The organism is Micromonospora sp. DT81.3, assembly GCF_049847225.1.
Taxonomy (GTDB): Bacteria; Actinomycetota; Actinomycetes; order Actinomycetales; family Microbacteriaceae; genus Microbacterium.
Map to the genome: position 1 here is coordinate 37,550 of NZ_JBNCNY010000002.1, position 18,292 is coordinate 55,841.

Here is an 18,292-nt window from a genome sequence, read left to right on the forward strand (position 1 = left end):
GCTGTAGCCCGAGAGCCTGTCACGTCGTCGCTCGTCGCGCCGCGGCCAAGGCGGACAGCAGGAGCACGGTGTAGGCGACGGCGACGCCGGCCATGATCATCAGCGGCGCACTCCAGCCGCCGGTGGCCTCGTGCACGGCGCCCAGCAGCGGTGCCCCGAGGGCGCCGATCCCGTATCCCCCGCCCTGCACCAGGGCCGACATGCCGGCGGCTTCGGCGTCGCTTCGTGCGACCCCGACCAGCAGTGTGAAGATCACGACGAACCCGCCGGCGTGCGCCATCGCCCCGAACGCGACCCAGATCACGAAGGCGTCCGGCGCCAGCAGCAGCCCGACGCTGAGCGCGAGCCAGCAGAAGCAGACGACCGCTGCGGGCACCACCGGCGGTGCGAAGCGCGCGAGGATCGGCACCAGGAACGCGCCGACGATGCCCATGCCCTGGAAGATGGAGGCCAGCGCCCCCGCAGCCGCCTGCCCGACGCCGAGCGTGTCGGCGACAAGCGTCGGCAGCCACGTCGACATTCCGTAGTAGCCGAACGTCTGCGCCCCGAACGCGCCCACGAGCAGCCACACCACCGGCCTGCGCAGCATCGTCCGCTCGTGTCGGGCTCCGCGTTCCTTCCGACCTCCGCGCATCCCCAGGGCCGGCATCGGGCCCGTCAGAGAGGCGGCATCGAGGGGGCCGGTGCCTGTCGACACCCGACGAGCCGCTGGGTCGTGCTGTTCTCCGGAGTCGCGCGATCCCCAGCCACGGCCCGCGCGCTTCTCGCGCCCCAGATGGACGCCCCAGAGCACCGCACCGGCCAGGGTGACGGCACCCCAGAGCAGCAGCGCCATGTTCCATCCGACGACCGATGCGAGTGGAACGGTGGCAAGTGAGGTGAGCAGCGACCCTGCGTTGAGGGTTGCCGTGTACGCCGCGGTGACCAGCGAGACCCGCTCGGGTGCGACATCCCGCCGGATGATGACCGGGATGACGACGTTGCCGATCGTGATGGAGGCCCCGATGACGAGCGATCCCGCGAGCATCCAGCCGAAGCCCGGCACGGCTCGCACCAGCGTGCCGAGAAGCACTCCAGACAGCGACAGCATGAGGGCGATCTCGGCGCCGGCCCGGCGGATGACGAGGGCGGCGAGCGGCGTCAGCAGCGCGAACATGAGCACCGGCACCGAGGTCAGCAACCCCGCGGTCGCCGCGTTGACGCCGAGATCGTGCTCGATGTCGGCGAGAACCGGTGTCGGCGCCACGATCGGGCCCCGGAGGCTGAGGGCGGCCACCAGCACGCCCGCGATGACGAGCCACGGGACGGCCCCGCGCGCGTGCGGCGCGGGGAGAGAGGTCACCCTCGAAGTCTAGGCACCCGGCCCTTCGCGGCCCGTCTCGGCACGGAGCCCCCGGTCGATGGCATCGCGCGCCCACGCGTAGTGGTTTCCCCCGCACTCGAGGCAGAACTCGCCGAGGTCCGACCCGCGAGTCCACGGGTACGCCTCGGCGTTGAAGAGCTCCTCGTCGTCATGCGCGGCAACCAGAAGCTGCAGCCGGGCGTGCGAATCCTCGAGCAGAGATGCGACCTCCTCGACGTCGGCGTCCGCCCACCGGTCCCGCAGCGCCACGTTCAGGTCGTCCAGTTCGCCCCAGCTGTACCCCTCGGCGGGAATCGCGGGCGAGCCGCCGATCATGCCGTCGGCGTACCACTGCCCGAGCAGCAGGTGCCAGGCGTGCAGGTGGGCGAGCACGTCCCGCACGCTGCGGTCGCGCCCCTCCCCGGCGAAGCGGTCATCGATCCGCCCCTCGCCGCGCAGCCGGTCGACCACCCCTCTCAGCAGCACGTATTCGTCCTCGTTCCGGCGCAGCAGCGCATCGCGCCCGTCCGTCGTCACGGCCGCACACCATCGCCGTGCGCCCACGCCAGCAGGCGATCGAGCGGCCACGTGGTGACGATTCGATCCGCGGGGACTCCAGCCCGCTCCGCCCGCTCGGCGCCGTAGTCGATTAGCGACAGCTGACCCGGCGCGTGGGCATCCGAGTCGATCGAGAAAAGGCATCCGATCTCCAGCGCGAGCGCGATCAGCTCGTCCGGCGGATCCTGGCGCTCGGGACGGGAATTGATCTCGACGGCGACGCCGTTCGCCGCGCAGGCCTCGAACACCGCGCGCGCGTCGAACGTGGACTGCGGCCTCGTGCCGCGGGCACCTTCGACCAGCCGGCCGGTGACGTGCCCCAGAACGTCGACGTGCGGATCAGACACCGCCGCCACGAGCCGGCGGGTCATCGGGCCGGACTCCATGCGCAGCTGGGAATGCGCCGACGCGACGACGATGTTCAGGCGGTCCAGGAGAGCCGGCTCCTGGTCGAGCGCGCCTTCCTCGAGGATGTCGACCTCGATGCCGGAGAGCAGGGTGAAGCCGTCGCCGGAGAGCCCCGCCACGACGTCGAGCTGTTCGCGCAGCCGCTCGGGCGAGAGTCCGTTGGCCACGCGCAGCCGGGGCGAGTGGTCGGTCAGGGCTAGGTACTCGTGGCCGAGCCTGCGCGCGCTGTCCGCCATGAGCTCGATGGTCGTCGTACCGTCGGACCAGTCGCTGTGCGAGTGCAGGTCGCCGCGCAGCGTGCCGCGGAGCTCGCTCCGGCCGGCGACACCCACCCGCTCGCGCAGGTCGACGAGGTAGTCGGGCACCCTGCCTTCCAGCGCCTGACGGATGACGGCGTAGGTCGAGTCGCCGATGCCCTTCGTGCGCCGCAGCCGGTCGGGGTCCTCGATCACGTCCGGGGGCAGGGACGCGACGGCGTCGGCCGCCGTACGGAACGCTTTCGACTTGTAGCGGGATGATCGCTCGCGCTCCAGCAGATAGGCGATCTCGTTGAGGGCGTCGATCGGATGCATGGATCCGGCTAGACGCCGACGACGGACGAGCGCTTCACGACCACGGGCGCATCCGCGAGCCGCCTGAGTGCCCAGCCGAGGAGGATGAACAGGATGCCGACGCCGATGGCGAAGGCGGCGACGCCGAACGACACCACCGACGTGAACAGGGATGCGCGAAGGAACGAGGCATTCATCATCGTGTCCCGAATGGGGTCGTCCTGCGCCAGTCGCGCATACGTGTGCCCGCCGGATGCCTCCATCGCGTGCCGCTGGATGATGTCGGCCTGCACATATGCGGTCATCGGACCCTGCACCATCTGGCCCTGGAACGCCATGGCGTCATCCGGGATCGTGATGTTCTCGGCGCGCAGCTGCGTCGAGACGGCCACCCATACGATGATGCCGACGACGACGAGCGCGATCCCGCCCAGCATGCCGAGCACGCCGATCACCTTCACCGGTCCGAGGCTGCGGGTGGGCGCCTGCACCGTGTCGGCGGTCGCCGCCGGCACCGCGCCGGGACTTCGGGTTTCCGACATCGCACCTCCTGAGGATCGGCCTGAACGTCTCTCACGCTAGCGCCGTGCGCCGACGTCGCGCCAGGGCAGCGGCTGCCGCTTCAGGCCGCCGCGAAGGACCGGGTCGCCTCGACCCACGACGAGAGCTTCGATTCGGCCGAGCCGTCGTCGATGGCAGCGGCCGCGGCATCCATGCCCTCCGCAAGGCGCTCCAGGATCGGCCTGTTCACCTGCGCGGCGTCCTGCGAGAGCCGGAAGGCGACGATCCCGGCCGCCGTGTTCAGCAGGACGATGTCGCGGACCGGACCGGACTCCCCCGCGAGCACACGCCGCACGACGTCCGCGTTGTGCGCCGGGGCGCCGCCTCGGAGCGCGTCGATGTCGGAGAACGGGATGCCCAGATCGCGCGGGTCGATGTCGTGCTCGTGCACGTCGCCGCGGCTGACCTCCCACATCCTGCTGTGTCCCGTCGTCGTCAGCTCGTCCAGACCGTCGTCACCGCGGAAGACGAGGGCCGTGGCACCGCGCGTGCGGAAGACCCCCGTGATGAGGGGCACGCGGTCGAGGTGCGCGACCCCCACGGCGTTCGCCTCGGCGCGCGCGGGGTTGCAGAGCGGTCCGAGGAAGTTGAAGACGGTCGGCACGCCCAGCTCGGCCCTCGTCGGGCCGGCATGCCGGAACCCCGGGTGGAAGGCGGAGGCGAAGGCGAACGTGATGCCCGTGCGGTCGAGGGTCTCCGCCACCTGCTGGGGCGAGAGCGACAGGTCGATGCCGAGGGCCGCCAGCACGTCGGAGGACCCGGATGACGAGCTGGCCGCGCGGTTGCCGTGCTTGACGACCGGCACACCGGCCGCTGCGGCGACGATCGCCGACATCGTGGACACGTTCACGGTGCCGAAACGGTCGCCCCCCGTGCCGACGATGTCCAGGACGTTGGGGTCCACCGGCAGCGGAAGAGCCGCCTCGAGGATCGCGTCGCGGAAGCCAACGATCTCATCGACCGTCTCTCCCTTCGCGCGCAGCGCGACGAGGAACCCGGCCAGCTGAGACGGGGTGGCTTCCCCCGCCATCACCCGTCGCATCGCCCACGTCGACTCCCAGACGCTGAGGTCCTCCCGCCGAAGGAGGGATGCCAGGAGATCGGGCCACGTGAGCTGCTCAGCCATGCCTGCGATCCTATCCAGGCATTCCGTCGGCCTCAGCGCACCGCCGGTCCCCCGCGCCGGCTTCGGATGCCCAGCCACTTCACGGGGGTCTCCGAGCTTATCCATATAGTTCGCCGTCGAGAGATCGGGCCAAAACGATACCCCCGTTTGCGAACCCGCGGCTCTGTATCGGCCATAATGGGGAACGTGACGACCTCAGCGACCTATGCCCCTGTGGCACGACAGATCAAGCGGCCCGACCCGGTCGCCGTCGGCACGATCGTGTGGCTCGGCAGTGAAGTCATGTTCTTCGCGGGTCTCTTCGCGATCTACTTCACGCTGCGCAGCACGTCTCCGGAGCTGTGGGCGCAGGAGACCCAGCTGCTGAACATCCCCTACGCCACGGTGAACACCATCATCCTCGTGCTCTCATCCGTGACGTGCCAGATGGGCGTCTTCGCCGCGGAGCGGTTCCAGCCGTATTCGACGCGCAAGCGCGGCTGGCTCGGCTGGGGCATGGTGGAGTGGTTCTTCCTCACCTTCGCGCTCGGCGCCGTCTTCGTGTCGGGCCAGGTCTGGGAGTACGCCCAGCTGGTCGCCGAGGGCATGCCGATCAGCGCCAACTCCTACGCATCGGCCTTCTATCTGACGACGGGCTTCCACGCCCTGCACGTGACAGGCGGCCTGCTCGCCTTCCTGCTCGTCATCGGCCGCGCCTACGCGGTCAAGAACTTCCGGCACAAGGAGGCGACGACCGCGATCGTCGTTTCGTACTACTGGCACTTCGTCGACGTGGTGTGGATCGCGCTGTTCCTCGTCATCTACTTCCTGAAATAGAGAGCGGAGCGGATCCCCCACATGGCACGAGAGAAGAAGCGGCACTCCAACGGACGCCGCAGCCCCCTCGCCGCAGCCGCACTGATCGGCATCGGACTGCTGCTGACCGGCGGCGCCTATGCCGGAGCGACGGCCGCCGTGGCCGCATCCTCCGACCAGCAGAGCGCCGCGAGCACCCTGACCGTCGAGGACGGCAAGAAGCTGTTCCAGGCCAACTGCGCGACGTGCCACGGCCTCGACCTCCAGGGCACGGAGAACGGCCCGTCGCTCTATGGTGCCGGTGCGCTCTCGGTCGAGTTCCAGGTCTCGACGGGGCGGATGCCGCTGGAGCGCCAGTCGCCGCAGGCGCCGGAGAAGCCGCCGCAGTTCACCGAGGAGCAGTCGCTCGCGATGGCGAACTACGTGCAGTCGGTCGCCCCCGGTCCCGGCTTCCCGGATGAGGAGATCATCGACGGCGACGGCGATGTCGCCCGAGGCGCCGAGCTCTTCCGCATCAACTGCGCGATGTGCCACAACGTGGCGGCCGCGGGCGGTGCCCTCACAGAAGGAAAGTACGCGCCGGCTCTGACCGACACGAGCGCGCTGCACATGTACGCGGCCATGGCCACGGGCCCGCAGAACATGCCCGTGTTCAACGACCTGACCCTGACCGCCGAGGACAAGCGCGACATCATCTCGTCGCTGCTCTGGCTGCAGGACAACCCATCGCCGGGCGGGTTCAACCTCGGCGCGCTGGGGCCGGTCTCGGAAGGCCTCTTCGCCTGGATCTTCGGCATCGGCGCGCTCGTCGCGCTGACCGTCTGGATCACGGCCAAGTCCAACTGACGACGCATTCATTTCACGAAGAGGACGCACGAGGAGAGCAATGGCACACGAGGACGAGGCGCAGCTCGACAGGGCGTACAAGCCCTCGGCGGGTCTGGTAGTCGCGACCCCCGACCCCGTGGAGAACCCCGGGCTGCCGGCGCATCGTGCGCGGGTGACCGACCAGGATCCGCGGGCGATGAAGAACGCCGTTCGCACGGTCTACACGCTCTTCTACATCTCGGTCGCCGCCAGCATCTGGGCCATCGCCGCCTACATGATCTTCCCGATCGAAAGCGGGCAGGTCCTTGCGATCCGCGACAACAACCTGTTCATCGGGCTCGGCATCGGCCTCGCGCTCCTGGCCATCGGCATCGCCGGCATCCACTGGTCCAAGGCCATCATGTCCGACAAGGAGCACGTGGAATACCGCCACCCCACGCGGGGTCGGGATTCGACGCGAGCTGCCGCCGTCCAGGCGTTCGCGGACGCCAATGAGGAATCAGGATTCGGCCGCCGCACGGTGATCCGCAATTCGCTCATCGCCGCTCTGGCCGCGTCGGTCCTGCCCGGGATCACCCTGTTCCGCGGACTCGCTCCGCAGAACGAGGACCCGGTAGAGCTCCTCAAAGTCACGATGTGGACCGAGGGCATGCGCCTGGCGCACGACCCCGAGGGCACTCCGATCCGCGCCGCGGACCTCACGCTCGGCTCCGCCGTGCACGTCATCCCCGAGTCCCTGGCCGAACTGAGCCACGAGGAGGGCTACCTCGAGGCCAAGGCGAAGGCCATCGTGCTGCTCATGCGCCTGCTCCCCGAAGACCTCAACGAAACGCCCGAACGGGCCGGCTGGTCGTACGACGGAATCGTGGCCTACTCCAAGGTCTGCACCCACGTCGGATGTCCCGTCGCGCTCTACGAACAGCAGACGCATCACCTGCTGTGCCCCTGCCACCAGTCGCAGTTCGACGTGGCGAACCACGCGGCCGTGATCTTCGGACCGGCCGCCCGACCCCTGCCGCAGCTTCCGATCACCGTGGACGACGAGGGATACCTCATCGCCCAGAGTGACTTCCACGAACCCGTCGGCCCCAGCTTCTGGGAGCGTGAGCGAAATTGAGTACCACACAGGTGACCGCTGAACCGGTCGTCGTCCCCGAGCGCGAAAAGCCGCTCGGCGGCCGCTTCGTCGGTGCCGCATCGAACTACATCGACGAGCGGACGAGCCTCTCCGGGTTCGTCAAGGAGCTCGGCCGCAAGATCTTCCCCGACCACTGGTCGTTCATGCTGGGAGAGATCGCCCTCTGGAGCTTCGTCGTGGTGCTCCTCTCGGGCACCTTCCTGACCTTCTTCTTCCAGGCGTCGATGGTCGAGACGCACTACACCGGCAACTTCGCACCGATGCGAGGCGTCGAGATGTCCGCGGCCCTCCAGTCCTCGCTCGCGATCTCGTTCGACGTGCGAGGCGGGCTTCTGGTCCGCCAGATCCACCACTGGGCGGCGCTGGTGTTCATAGCCGGCATCGGCGTGCACATGCTCCGCGTGTTCTTCACCGGAGCGTTCCGCAAGCCGCGCGAGCTCAACTGGGTGATCGGCTTCATCCTCTTCATCCTGGCGATGGCCGAGGGGTTCACGGGCTACTCGCTCCCCGACGACCTGCTTTCCGGCAACGGCCTGCGCATCATCGACGGGATGGTCAAGGGCATCCCCGTCGTCGGCACGTGGGTGTCGTTCCTCTTCTTCGGAGGTGAGTTCCCGGGCAGTGAGATCGTGGGCCGCCTCTACACGCTGCACATCCTGCTGCTGCCCGCGCTCGTCGTGGCCCTCGTGGGCCTTCACCTCATGCTCATGGTGATCAACAAGCACACCCAGTTCGCGGGCCCCGGTCGCACGAATCAGAACGTCGTCGGCTACCCGATGATGCCCATCTACATGACCAAGATGGGTGGATTCCTGTTCATCACGTTCGGCGTGATCGTGCTCATCGCATCGCTGTTCACGATCAACCCGATCTGGAACTACGGACCATACGACCCTTCCCCCGTCTCGGCCGGAACGCAGCCCGACTGGTACATCGGCTTCGCCGATGGCGGACTGCGCCTCGTGCCTCCCCATCTCGAGTCGGTGATCCTCGGCTACACCTTCTCGTGGAACATCCTGCTTCCGCTCGGTGTCATCGGCGTCTTCATCGTGCTCGTGATGGTCTACCCCTTCCTGGAGGCGTGGGTCACGGGCGACAAGCGAGAGCACCACATCGCGCAGCGCCCCCGCAATGCGGCCACGCGCACGGCGATCGGCGCCGCCGGTGTGACGTTCTACGCGGTGCTGTGGGCCGCCGCCTCATCGGACATCATCGCGACGCACTTCTGGGTCACGATGGAAGGCGTGATCCACACGCTGCAGGCTCTGCTGATCATCGGTCCGGTGATCGCCTACTTCGTGACGAAGCGCATCTGCATCGCCCTGCAGCGCAAGGACCGCGAGATCGCGCTGCACGGCTTCGAGTCCGGCCGGATCGTCCGCCTCCCCGGCGGCGAGTACATCGAGGTGCACCAGCCCGTCGACGCCTACGAGCGCTGGCGCCTGGTGGATGTGGAGAGCTACGAGCCGCTCATCGTCCGCCCGAACGCCCAGGGCCGCATCCCGTGGTACGAGAACATCCGAGCGTCCCTGTCGCGCTGGTTCTTCGAGGACCGGCTCGCCCCGGTCTCCGCGGCGGAGCTCGAGGCCGCGGTCGCGCACCAGCACCACTCGCTCGATCACATCGCAACGGAAGAGGCGGGCGAGATCCAGGCGGCCCACGAGCGCGCCGGGCTCCCCGACGCCGTCGCGCAGGAGGAGGTCAAGGTCACCGAGACCGGAAACCGGCCCTCGAACGTGATGGTGTCCGATGGTGGCGGCGATGACCGCAAGGCCAAGAGGGACAAGAAGCCCTAGCCGGGCGAAAGCAGGACACCGGATGCCCCGGCCCCCGTCACGCGGCGGCCGGGGCATCCGTCGTTCTGGCGGAAATCGCGCGATCACTGACCGACGCGCTGTCGAGGCCCGGACGCGCCGTTCGTAGGCTGAGGAGTATGACTTCCACACTCCCATACGTCGACCCATCCGAGCGCGGCCCGGCCTCCCCGACCACCGGCCCCACCACCCAGCCGGCGGAGACGACACGAGCCGCCGAGGCGGCGGAGTTCTTCCGCCGCCGGCTGCGCTTCGAGACGGATGCCTCGGACGTGTACGCCGCCCAGCGAGCCGGTGAGGAGTTCGTCCTGCTCGACTCCCGCAGCGCCGAAGCGTGGGCTCAGGGCCACGCCGCCGGCGCGATCCACATGCCCACGCGGGAGATCGCAGACCGCGCACCGGGCGAGTTGCGAGCCGGCGTTCCCGTCGTCGTGTACTGCTGGAGCCCCGGGTGCAACGGCGGCGTGAAGGCGGCGCTGGAGCTCAGCCTCCTGGGGTTCGAGGCGAAGGAGATGATCGGCGGCTTCGAGTACTGGGCTCGTGAGGGCTATCCGGTCGAAGACGGGTCGGGTATCCACCGCCGCGCGGTCGACCCCCTGACGGGCACCCTGAGCGGCTCAGCGGCGTCCTGCGCCTGCTAGGCGAGTTCTTCCTGGAACAGCTCGCCGGCCGCCCCGGCGAACGCCACAGAGCCGCGCGCGCTGTTCGGCCGCCGGTCGTCTTGGAGGGGCGAACGCGCCACGACATCGGCGACGACCGCGGTCACGTTGTCTCTGCTGCCCGTGTCCAGCGCGCCGTGGACGAGCGCCTGCGCCGCCTGTTCGGGATGCCCCCACCGCAGAATGGCCGCGATCTCGTTCTCCGGAAGGTAGTCCGAGACGCCGTCGCTGCACAGCATCCACCGCTCCCCCGCCGTGGCGGCGTGCCGGCTCACCGTCAGACGCGCGGCGTCGGTCGGAGCGCCGCCGAATGACGCGGTGACGAGGTTCCGCCGGGGGTGATGGGCCGCGTCATCCGCGGTGACCAGCCCGGCGTCGACGAGGTCCTGCACGTACGAGTCGTCCCTGGTGCACCGTGTCAGATCGCCGTCCCGCAGCAGATACGCCCGGGAGTCGCCGACGTGCGCCACGAGCAGCTCGTCGCCGTGCAGGAAGATGCCCGTGAAGGTGGTGGCCATGCCGTCAAGAGCGTCGTCGTGCCGCGTGAGGGCGCCGATGTCCCAGTTGGCCATGTCCAGGCGCCGTCGCACCTCTTCGCCGTCGTGAAGGCGCAGGCGGCCGCCGGCGACGAAGCGATGCACCAGAACCGCCGAGGCGACGTCACCGGCCGGGCCACCGCCCACGCCGTCGGCGACGCCGACGGCGGACGGAGCGATGAACGCCGAGTCCTGATTGGACCGGCGGTATCGTCCCGTGTCGGAGACGACCGCCGCCTCGAAGCTGAGCGATATCAGCGTGCGAAGTATCCGCGGTAGTACTCGTACACCCAGCCCACGATTGCGACGAGGAAGATGGCGAAGCCGATCGGCAGGAGCCAGGTCCCCACGGCGAGGCCGGTCATGGCCACCCCGGCGGCGAAGGCGAGCACGATGGGCCACCACGACCACGGGCTGAACTCGCCGAGTTCCGGGTCACCGTCGTCGATGTCCGCGGTCAGGTTGTCTTCGGGGAGCTCACCGCCCTGCGCCTTGTGAACCCGACCGAGGTAGAACGCGACGAGCACGGCCATCAACGCCGCGAAGAAGAGCGCAACGGTGCCGACCCACTCGATCTGGTTGACGAGCGGCGCCTCGGGCTGCACCAGGATGTTCCACACCGTGTAGACGGCCCCGACGAGCCCGAAGAACCCGGCGAGAAGCCACCAGAGGTTGGTATTGGAGCGCACGCTACTTCACCCTCTCCTGGTCGAGATCCACAACCGGAGCATCGGGGGCGTCCTTCGCGGGTCCGACGCCGACGGGCAGGCCCGCTTCCGGGTGGTTGAGGTCGAACGCGGGGCGCTCGCTGCGGATGCGCGGGATCGAGGTGAAGTTGTGCCGCGGCGGAGGGCACGACGTCGCCCACTCGAGCGACGCGCCATAGCCCCAGGGGTCGTTCACCGTGACCCGAGGCGCCTTGCGGGCCGTCAGCCACACGTTGAGCAGGAACGGCAGCATGGACAGGCCGAGGAGCATCGCGCCGACAGTGGAGACCTGGTTGCCCCACGTGAACCCGTCCTGGTCGGAGTAGTCGGCGTACCGACGCGGCATGCCGTCCACCCCCAGCCAGTGCTGGATCAGGAAGGTCATGTGGAACCCGATGAACAGCATCCAGAAGTGCACCACCGCCAGGCGCTCGTTCAGCATCCGCCCCGTCCACTTCGGCCACCAGAAGTAGAAGCCGGCGAACATCGCGAACACCACCGTGCCGAACACGACATAGTGGAAGTGCGCGACCACGAAGTACGAGTCGGAGAGGTGGAAGTCGAGCGGCGGCGACGCCAGGATGATACCGGTCAGTCCGCCGAACACGAACGAGATCAGGAAGCCGAGAGCGAAGAGCATCGGGGATTCGAAGGTCACCGATCCCCGCCACATGGTGCCGATCCAGTTGAAGATCTTCACCCCGGTGGGCACCGCGATCAGCATGGTCATCAGGGCGAAGAACGGCAGCAGCACGGCTCCGGTGACGTACATGTGGTGCGCCCAGACCGCCACCGACAGCGCTGCGATCGCGATCGTGGCGTAGACGAGGGTCTTGTACCCGAAGATCGGCTTCCGGGAGAACACCGGCAGCACCTCGGAGATGATGCCGAAGAACGGCAGCGCGATGATGTACACCTCGGGGTGCCCGAAGAACCAGAACAGGTGCTGCCACAGCAGCACACCACCGTTCAGCGGGTCGTAGATGTGTGCTCCCAGCACCCGGTCCGCGGCGGCGGCGAGGATGGCGGCCGCGAGCACCGGGAACGCCATCAGCACGAGCAGGCTCGTGACCAGCGTGTTCCAGGAGAAGATCGGCATCCGCCACATCGTCATGCCCGGGGCCCGCATCGTGATGATCGTCGTGACGAAGTTCACCGCACCGAGGATCGTGCCGAAACCGCTCATGCCGAGGCCGAGCATCCACAGATTGCCGCCGACACCTGGCGAGAAGGTCTGACTCGCCAACGGCTGGTACGCGAACCATCCGAAGGATGCCGCTCCATCCGGAGACAGGAAGCCGGAGACCGCGATGGTCGAGCCGAACAGGAACAGCCAGAACGCGAAGGCGTTCAGCCGGGGGAACGCGACGTCCGGTGCGCCCAGCTGGAGCGGAAGGATGGCGTTGGCGAAGCCGGCGAACAGCGGCGTCGCGAACATCAGCAGCATGATCGTGCCGTGCATCGTGAACAGCTGGTTGTACTGGTCCTTCGTCGGCACCACCTGCATGCCGGGGGCGAAGAGCTCGGCGCGGATGATCAGCGCCATGACGCCGCCGAGCATGAAGAACAGCACCGACGCGATCAGGTACATGTACCCGATCGTCTTGTGGTCAGTGGAGGTGATCCACTTGACGACGATGTTGCCCTTCTGCTCAACGCGTGAGGCGCTGAGGAGAGCCGCCTGCCGCGGAGGCATGGTCGTCGGGCGCACGGGCGCGCCTTCCTGCAGCGGAAGAGTCGTCGCCATGATCAGTCATCCTCCAGTTGGTCTTCGGACTCGGCGCCGGTGCCGGGATAGTTGCCCAGACGGTCGTACTCGTCGTTGATCGAGCCCGTGTTGCCCTCTTCGCGCAGCGTGTCGAGGTAGTCCTCGTACTCGCCCTCGCTGACGACCTCGACGTTGAAGAGCATGGCCGAGTGGTACTCGCCGCACAGTTCGGCGCACTTCCCGGCGTACGTGCCCTCGCGGGTCGGCGTGAACGACCAGTAGTTGTCGCGCCCGATGTACATGTCCTTCTTGTAGAGGAAGTCGATGATCCAGAAGGAGTGGATGACGTCGCGGGACTGCAGCAGGATCTTCACCGACTTGTCGACGGGAAGCACGAGCGTCGGGAGCTCGGCCTGGTCGATCTTGCCGTTGGCGTCCGGCACGGCCTGGACGCCCTGCGTCCAGACGGCGTCGGAGCCGTCTTCCTCTTCGCCGTTGTACTGGAAGTCCCACGCCCACTGCTTGCCGATCGCGATGATCGACACATCGGGGTCTTCGTACTGCGTCTCGAGGATCGTCTGGTCGCGCGCAGTGAAAGCGAAGAAGCCCAGCACGAGGATGAGCGGCACGACGGTGTAGAAGATCTCGATGGGCATGTTGTAGCGCAGCTGCACCGGCAGGCCGACCTGACCCCTGCGCCGACGGTAGGCGATCATCGCCCACAGCATCAGGCCCCACGTCACCGCCCCCACGATCAGCAGCACGATCCACGAGTTGACCCACAGGCCCGACACCATCTCGGTGCGGTTCGTGGCCGGCTGTCCGCTCTCCTCGAAACCGGGAAGGTAGCCGTTGAGCTCCTGCGTCGTGCACCCTGCGAGGGCGATGGCCGCAGCGATCCCGACGGGGATGGCGGCCCAGCGGAGGCGACGTTTCGGGGGCACAATGCACCTTTCGGGACGCGGATGGGACTCTCGCAAGTCTAGGGCAACCTCACACCGGATTCGGGCCAGGCGCCCAGGTTCCGGAGCTGCTGGAGCCGTCATCGAGAGGGCCCCGCGAGCCTCTGGAAGCGCTCGGGGACCGGGGTGCGGCATCCGTCAGTGGAAGCTGTCGCCGCAGGCGCAGCTGCCGGCCGCGTTGGGGTTGTCGATCGTGAAGCCCTGCTCCGAGATCGTGTCCTTGAAGTCGATCGCCGCACCGTCGAGGTAGGGGACGCTCATGTTGTCGACGATGACCTCGACGCCATCGAAGTCGACCGTCTCATCGCCATCCAGGTACCGCTCGTCGAAGTACAGCTGGTAGATCAGGCCGGAGCATCCGCCGGGCTGGACGGCGACGCGAAGACGGAGGTCGTCGCGGCCCTCCTGCTCGAGCAGGCTCTTCACCTTGGCGGCCGCCGCGTCGGTGAGGCTGACGCCGTGAGCGCGCGTGGTCTCGTCGACGGCAAGGGTCGTGTCGGTCATGACTCTCCTCGGGGTCCGGGCCACGGTGCGGCCGTTCATCTGATTCTACCGCGCGCCTTCGGCGCCCGGCGCTCTACGGCGCGGTTCGCGCGTTGAGGCGCGCGAGCAGCAGCGCCTCGGTGAGCACGGCGTGCCGGAACGTGTCGAGGTGCAGCGACTCGTTGGGGCTGTGCGCCCGCGAGTGCGGGTCCTCCACCCCGGTGACCAGGATCTGGGCGCCGGGGAACTCGCGGACCAGGTCGGCGATGAACGGGATCGATCCGCCGACGCCGACATCCACCGGATCCACCCCGTAGCCATCGCGCATCGCGTCGTGCGCGGCATCCACCGCCCACCCGCTGGTGTCGACGAGGAAGCCGTCCCCGCAGTCCACGTCGCTGAAGGTGAGTTCGGCTCCGAACGGGGCATGCGCGCGCAGGTGCGCCTCGAGCGCCGCGTACGCCTGCTCCGCATCCTGACCAGGCGCCACGCGGGCGCTGACCACCACGGAGATCTGGGGAGCGAGAGTGTTGGATGCCGCCGCCACAGTGGTGTGGTCGATGCCGGTGACGGTGATCGAGGGCTTGTTCCAGATGCGGCTGAGGATCGTCCCCGTGCCGATCGGGCTCACGCCGGGGAGCAGGCCGGCCTCGTCGCGGAGGGTCTGCTCGGTGTACTCGGGGGTCTCCGCGTCCCGCGTCGTCATGCCTTCGACCGCCACCGCCGCTTCGTCGTCCCACAGCGTGGCGAGAAGCTTGATCGTCGCGAGCATGGCATCCGGCACCGCTCCCCCGAACATCCCGGAGTGCGACGCGTGGTCGAGCGTGCGGACAGTGAGAGTGAAGCGCGCGTTGCCTCGAAGGGTGACGGTCAGGGCCGGCGTCTCGGAATCCCAGTTGCCCGAGTCGGCGACCACGATGACATCGGAGCGGAGCGCGTCGCGGTTGTCTGCGAGGAACTGCCCGAACGAGCGGGACCCGTACTCCTCTTCGCCCTCGATGAACATCGCGATGCCGAGGTCGAGGTCATCCCCCGCGACTTCCCGGATCGCTCGCAGCGATGCGATGTGCGCCATGATGCCGGCCTTGTCATCCGCGGCGCCGCGGCCGTAGAGGCGGCCCCCCCGAACGGTCGGCTCGAACGGCGGCGACTCCCACAGCGCGTCGTCCCCGGTCGGCTGGACGTCGTGGTGCGCATAGAGCAGCACGGTCGGGCGGCCGTTCCGCGCCGCCCGGGTCGCGAGCACCGCCGGCCGGCCCCGTTCATCCGTGCCGGGGATCGCGGCGTCGAGCACCCGGACGCTGTCGAAGACGCCGGTGCCCTCCGCGAGGGCCGCGACCGCCTCGGCGCTCCGGCTCACATGGCTCTGCTCGAAGGCGGGCCACGCGATGGACGGGATGCGCACCAGCGCACCCAGATCGGCGAGCGCGGTCGGGATGCCGGCGGTCGCCGCTTCGCGCACCGCATCCTCGATCGCGGGTTGAGCGTTCTCTGAGTGCTGCACTGAAGTCATGCGAGTAATCTTAAGGGGCTTCCCTATCGAGACTCAGAGGTTCCGCCGTGGCCAAGACACCAGCTGCCGTCCCCGCAGACGAGTACGCCGACACGAGTGGCGGCGGCAAGGGCCGCGCGACGCCGACCCGTGCCGAGCAGGAGGCCGCGCGAAAGCGCCCCCTCGTCGCCGACACCAAGGAGGCGAAGGCGCGAGCACGCGCAGAGCTGGCCGCGTCCCGTGACAAGGCGCGCCTGGGCATGGCCGCCGGCGACGAGCGGTACCTGCCCGCGCGCGACAAGGGCCCGCAGCGCAAGTACGTGCGTGACTTCGTGGACTCCGGGTGGCACCTCGGCGAGTTCGTCATGCCGATGATGGTGCTCGTGATCATCGCCACGTTCATCCCGGTGGCGTTCTTCCAGTACTGGTCCTTCGTCGGCCTCTGGATCTTCATCCTCTTCGTCGTCGGCGACATGATCATCCTGTCGATGCGGGTCAAGAAGAAGATCGGCGACAAGTTCGGCGCCGATCGGCGCGAGAAGGGGCTCGGCTGGTACGCCGCCATGCGGTCGATGCAGATGCGCTTCATGCGCCTCCCGAAGCCCCAGGTCAAGCGCGGCCAGCACCCCGCGTAGGCGGCGCCTGCTCTTGCCGCGGCGCGCGTGACCCCTCACTCGACGCACACTGCGGGTGCAAGGGGGTGACACCCGCACATAGCGACCAGCGAGCACACGCCTGTCGCTCACTCGACGCAAGTTGCGGCTACGCGGGTGCCGCGGGCAACACCCTCACTTAGCGACGAGCGAGCGAGAGCAGCCGCCGACCGCCGCGAGGGCGGGCGTCAGCGCGCGATGGATGCCGCTGCGAGCCCGCGGTTGATCTGCCGCGCCCAGAGCGGTCCCCGGTACAGGAACGCTGTGTAGCCCTGCACGAGGGTGGCCCCGGCATCCAGGCGCTCTCGCACGTCGGCCGCCGTCTCCACCCCTCCGACCGAGATGACGCAGAAGTCCTCGGAAACCGCCGCGCGGACGATCCGCAGCACCTCGAGCGCCCGTCCCCTCAGCGGAGCTCCGGAGAGCCCTCCCGCACCGGCGGCCGCCACGACGTCCGGATCGGTCAGCAGGCCCTCGCGGGAGATCGTGGTGTTCGTCGCGATGAGTCCGGCGAGGCCGAGCTGCACGGCGAGGCGGGCGATGGCTTCGACCTCCTCGTCCGGGAGGTCCGGCGCGATCTTGACCAGCATCGGCGTGGAGCCGGCGGCGTCCCGGACCGCCTCGAGCAGCGGGGCGAGCGTCTCAACGGCCTGCAGACCCCGCAGTCCCGGCGTGTTCGGCGAGGACACGTTGACGGCGAGGTAGTCCGCGAGCGGGGCCAGCAGCCGGGCGCTGCGGACGTAGTCGGCGGTCGCATCCTCGACATCCACCACCCGGCTCTTGCCGATGTTGACGCCGACGATCGTGCGCGGGCGACGGCGTCGCAGTCTCCGCAGGCGCGGCGCGGCCGCCTCGGCGCCCAGGTTGTTGAACCCCATGCGGTTGATGACGGCGCGGTCCTGCACGAGCCGGAAGAGGCGTGGCCGGGGGTTCCCCTCCTGCGCGATCGCCGTGACGGTGCCGACCTCGACATGACCGAAACCCAGGGCGCCCAGTCCCCGAACGCCGAGCACGTTCTTGTCGAAGCCCGCGGCCACGCCGAACGGCGAGTCGAAGGTCAGCCCGAGCGCGGAGGTCGTCAGCGAGGGCGAGGGCTTCGCCAGCGCGCGCGTGATCGGCGCGAAGGGCCACACGCCGAGCACCCGGATCACCGCCATGCCCGCATGGTGGGCGAACTCCGGGTCCAGGCGGGACAGAACGGTGCGGAAGAAGAAGGGATACATCAAATCCAGGCTACCGGCGCCACCAGCCGGCACCGGCTCCGGCACCGGTTGCGGCACCGGCTCCAGCACCGCCTCGGTCAGCCTCCACGGCCGGGCACACGCTCATCGACCGGGCATGCCCCGGTCAGTGAGGAGCCCTGCCCCAGCGGGCACATTCCCACCCGAATGGGCGCGCCGCGGACGCGCGCAGGCTACCCGCTCGAACGGAACATGCCCGGTCCATGCATCCGGGACCGCTCAGGCGTGGTCGGCGCGCAGGTCCCGGATCGACGCCTCGAAGTCCTCGAGCGACTCGAAGGCCTGGTAGACGCTCGCGAACCGGAGGTAGGCGACCTCGTCGAGCTCGCGGAGGGGCCCGAGGATCGCAAGCCCGATCTCGTTCGTGTCGACCTGCGAGGATCCGGTCTGGCGCACCGCCTCTTCGACCTTCTGGGCGAGGACGGCGAGATCGGCCTCGGTGACCGGCCGCCCCTGACAGGCCTTTCGCACGCCCGACATGACCTTCTCGCGGCTGAACGGCTCGATGACGCCGGAGCGCTTGATGACGTTGAGATGCGCCGTCTCGATGGTCGAGAATCGCCCACCGCACTCCGGGCACTGCCGGCGGCGGCGGATCGAGAGACCGTCATCGCTCGTGCGGGAGTCGATGACACGCGAGTCGGGATGGCGGCAGAAGGGGCAGTGCATGGCCAGGACAGACTACGCCATCCGCCTTTGCGAGAGACGGCGTCGTCGCCCGCATCGCCTC

At 68.7% G+C, this 18,292-nt stretch carries 19 protein-coding genes; 6 read left to right on the forward strand and 13 right to left on the reverse strand.

Annotated elements, in window-relative coordinates:
- Positions 1-19: 19 nt before the first annotated feature.
- The 5 genes from ACPW96_RS04385 to trpD form a co-directional block, all read right to left on the reverse strand.
- Positions 20-1,342: a CynX/NimT family MFS transporter gene (locus ACPW96_RS04385; RefSeq protein WP_425817979.1), complete on the reverse strand. Its 1,323-nt coding sequence runs from the start codon at positions 1,340-1,342 to the stop codon at positions 20-22.
- A 9-nt stretch (positions 1,343-1,351) separates the two neighbouring features.
- The gene (locus ACPW96_RS04390; protein ID WP_425882166.1) at positions 1,352-1,879 is read right to left on the reverse strand and encodes a ClbS/DfsB family four-helix bundle protein; all 528 of its coding nucleotides are present in this window, start codon (positions 1,877-1,879) and stop codon (positions 1,352-1,354) included.
- Positions 1,876-2,880, reverse strand: a complete 1,005-nt coding sequence (locus ACPW96_RS04395) for a PHP domain-containing protein (RefSeq protein ID WP_425882167.1) — start codon at positions 2,878-2,880, stop codon at positions 1,876-1,878. Before ACPW96_RS04395 ends, ACPW96_RS04390 begins: the two co-directional genes overlap by 4 nt.
- A gap of 8 nt (positions 2,881-2,888) precedes the next feature.
- The gene (locus tag ACPW96_RS04400) at positions 2,889-3,401 is read right to left on the reverse strand and encodes an aromatic ring-opening dioxygenase LigA (protein WP_425882168.1); all 513 of its coding nucleotides are present in this window, start codon (positions 3,399-3,401) and stop codon (positions 2,889-2,891) included.
- Between the two features lie 80 nt (positions 3,402-3,481).
- Positions 3,482-4,546, reverse strand: a complete 1,065-nt coding sequence (trpD, locus tag ACPW96_RS04405) for an anthranilate phosphoribosyltransferase (RefSeq protein WP_425817971.1) — start codon at positions 4,544-4,546, stop codon at positions 3,482-3,484.
- Positions 4,547-4,723: 177 nt separating this feature from the next.
- On the opposite strand from trpD, the gene ACPW96_RS04410 reads away from it, so the two are divergent.
- The 5 genes from ACPW96_RS04410 (at position 4,724) to ACPW96_RS04430 (ending at position 9,762) form a co-directional block, all read left to right on the forward strand.
- A complete protein-coding gene (locus ACPW96_RS04410; protein ID WP_425817969.1) occupies positions 4,724-5,362 on the forward strand; it encodes a cytochrome c oxidase subunit 3 in 639 nt (212 codons plus the stop codon).
- 21 nt (positions 5,363-5,383) lie between these two features.
- Positions 5,384-6,187, forward strand: coding sequence for a c-type cytochrome (locus ACPW96_RS04415; protein WP_425817966.1), 804 nt, complete (start codon positions 5,384-5,386; stop codon positions 6,185-6,187).
- A 40-nt stretch (positions 6,188-6,227) separates the two neighbouring features.
- The gene (locus tag ACPW96_RS04420; RefSeq protein ID WP_425817964.1) at positions 6,228-7,286 is read left to right on the forward strand and encodes a Rieske 2Fe-2S domain-containing protein; all 1,059 of its coding nucleotides are present in this window, start codon (positions 6,228-6,230) and stop codon (positions 7,284-7,286) included.
- Positions 7,283-9,103 carry a cytochrome b gene (locus tag ACPW96_RS04425; protein ID WP_425817962.1) on the forward strand — a complete coding sequence of 607 codons (1,821 nt, stop codon included), beginning with the start codon at positions 7,283-7,285 and terminating at the stop codon, positions 9,101-9,103. The genes ACPW96_RS04420 and ACPW96_RS04425 overlap by 4 nt, the downstream gene beginning before the upstream one ends.
- Positions 9,104-9,240: 137 nt before the next feature.
- Positions 9,241-9,762 carry a rhodanese-like domain-containing protein gene (locus tag ACPW96_RS04430; protein ID WP_425882169.1) on the forward strand — a complete coding sequence of 174 codons (522 nt, stop codon included), beginning with the start codon at positions 9,241-9,243 and terminating at the stop codon, positions 9,760-9,762.
- Here the strand turns inward: ACPW96_RS04430 and ACPW96_RS04435 are convergent.
- The 6 genes from ACPW96_RS04435 to ACPW96_RS04460 form a co-directional block, all read right to left on the reverse strand.
- Positions 9,759-10,658 carry a PP2C family protein-serine/threonine phosphatase gene (locus tag ACPW96_RS04435; protein WP_425882584.1) on the reverse strand — a complete coding sequence of 300 codons (900 nt, stop codon included), beginning with the start codon at positions 10,656-10,658 and terminating at the stop codon, positions 9,759-9,761. The two genes, ACPW96_RS04430 and ACPW96_RS04435, sit on opposite strands and share 4 nt — an antisense overlap.
- Positions 10,571-11,005 (reverse strand): cytochrome c oxidase subunit 4, encoded by a 435-nt coding sequence (locus ACPW96_RS04440; RefSeq protein ID WP_425817958.1) that lies wholly within the window; start codon positions 11,003-11,005, stop codon positions 10,571-10,573. Before ACPW96_RS04440 ends, ACPW96_RS04435 begins: the two co-directional genes overlap by 88 nt.
- A 1-nt stretch (position 11,006) precedes the next feature.
- Entirely contained in the window at positions 11,007-12,719 is a 1,713-nt protein-coding gene (gene ctaD / locus ACPW96_RS04445) for a cytochrome c oxidase subunit I (protein WP_425882585.1), read from the reverse strand.
- 53 nt (positions 12,720-12,772) lie between these two features.
- Entirely contained in the window at positions 12,773-13,675 is a 903-nt protein-coding gene (gene coxB / locus ACPW96_RS04450; protein WP_425817954.1) for a cytochrome c oxidase subunit II, read from the reverse strand.
- A 156-nt stretch (positions 13,676-13,831) separates the two neighbouring features.
- Positions 13,832-14,197, reverse strand: a complete 366-nt coding sequence (gene erpA / locus ACPW96_RS04455) for an iron-sulfur cluster insertion protein ErpA (RefSeq protein ID WP_425817952.1) — start codon at positions 14,195-14,197, stop codon at positions 13,832-13,834.
- Between the two features lie 73 nt (positions 14,198-14,270).
- A complete protein-coding gene (locus tag ACPW96_RS04460; protein WP_425882170.1) occupies positions 14,271-15,689 on the reverse strand; it encodes a dipeptidase in 1,419 nt (472 codons plus the stop codon).
- Between the two features lie 47 nt (positions 15,690-15,736).
- On the opposite strand from ACPW96_RS04460, the gene ACPW96_RS04465 reads away from it, so the two are divergent.
- Positions 15,737-16,303: a DUF3043 domain-containing protein gene (locus tag ACPW96_RS04465; RefSeq protein ID WP_425882171.1), complete on the forward strand. Its 567-nt coding sequence runs from the start codon at positions 15,737-15,739 to the stop codon at positions 16,301-16,303.
- Positions 16,304-16,509: 206 nt separating this feature from the next.
- Here the strand turns inward: ACPW96_RS04465 and ACPW96_RS04470 are convergent, their stop codons facing one another.
- Together ACPW96_RS04470 and nrdR are read right to left on the reverse strand one after the other, a co-directional pair.
- The gene (locus tag ACPW96_RS04470) at positions 16,510-17,544 is read right to left on the reverse strand and encodes a quinone-dependent dihydroorotate dehydrogenase (protein WP_425882172.1); all 1,035 of its coding nucleotides are present in this window, start codon (positions 17,542-17,544) and stop codon (positions 16,510-16,512) included.
- Positions 17,545-17,781: 237 nt separating this feature from the next.
- Positions 17,782-18,231: a transcriptional regulator NrdR gene (nrdR, locus tag ACPW96_RS04475; protein ID WP_425817944.1), complete on the reverse strand. Its 450-nt coding sequence runs from the start codon at positions 18,229-18,231 to the stop codon at positions 17,782-17,784.
- Positions 18,232-18,292: the final 61 nt, after the last annotated feature.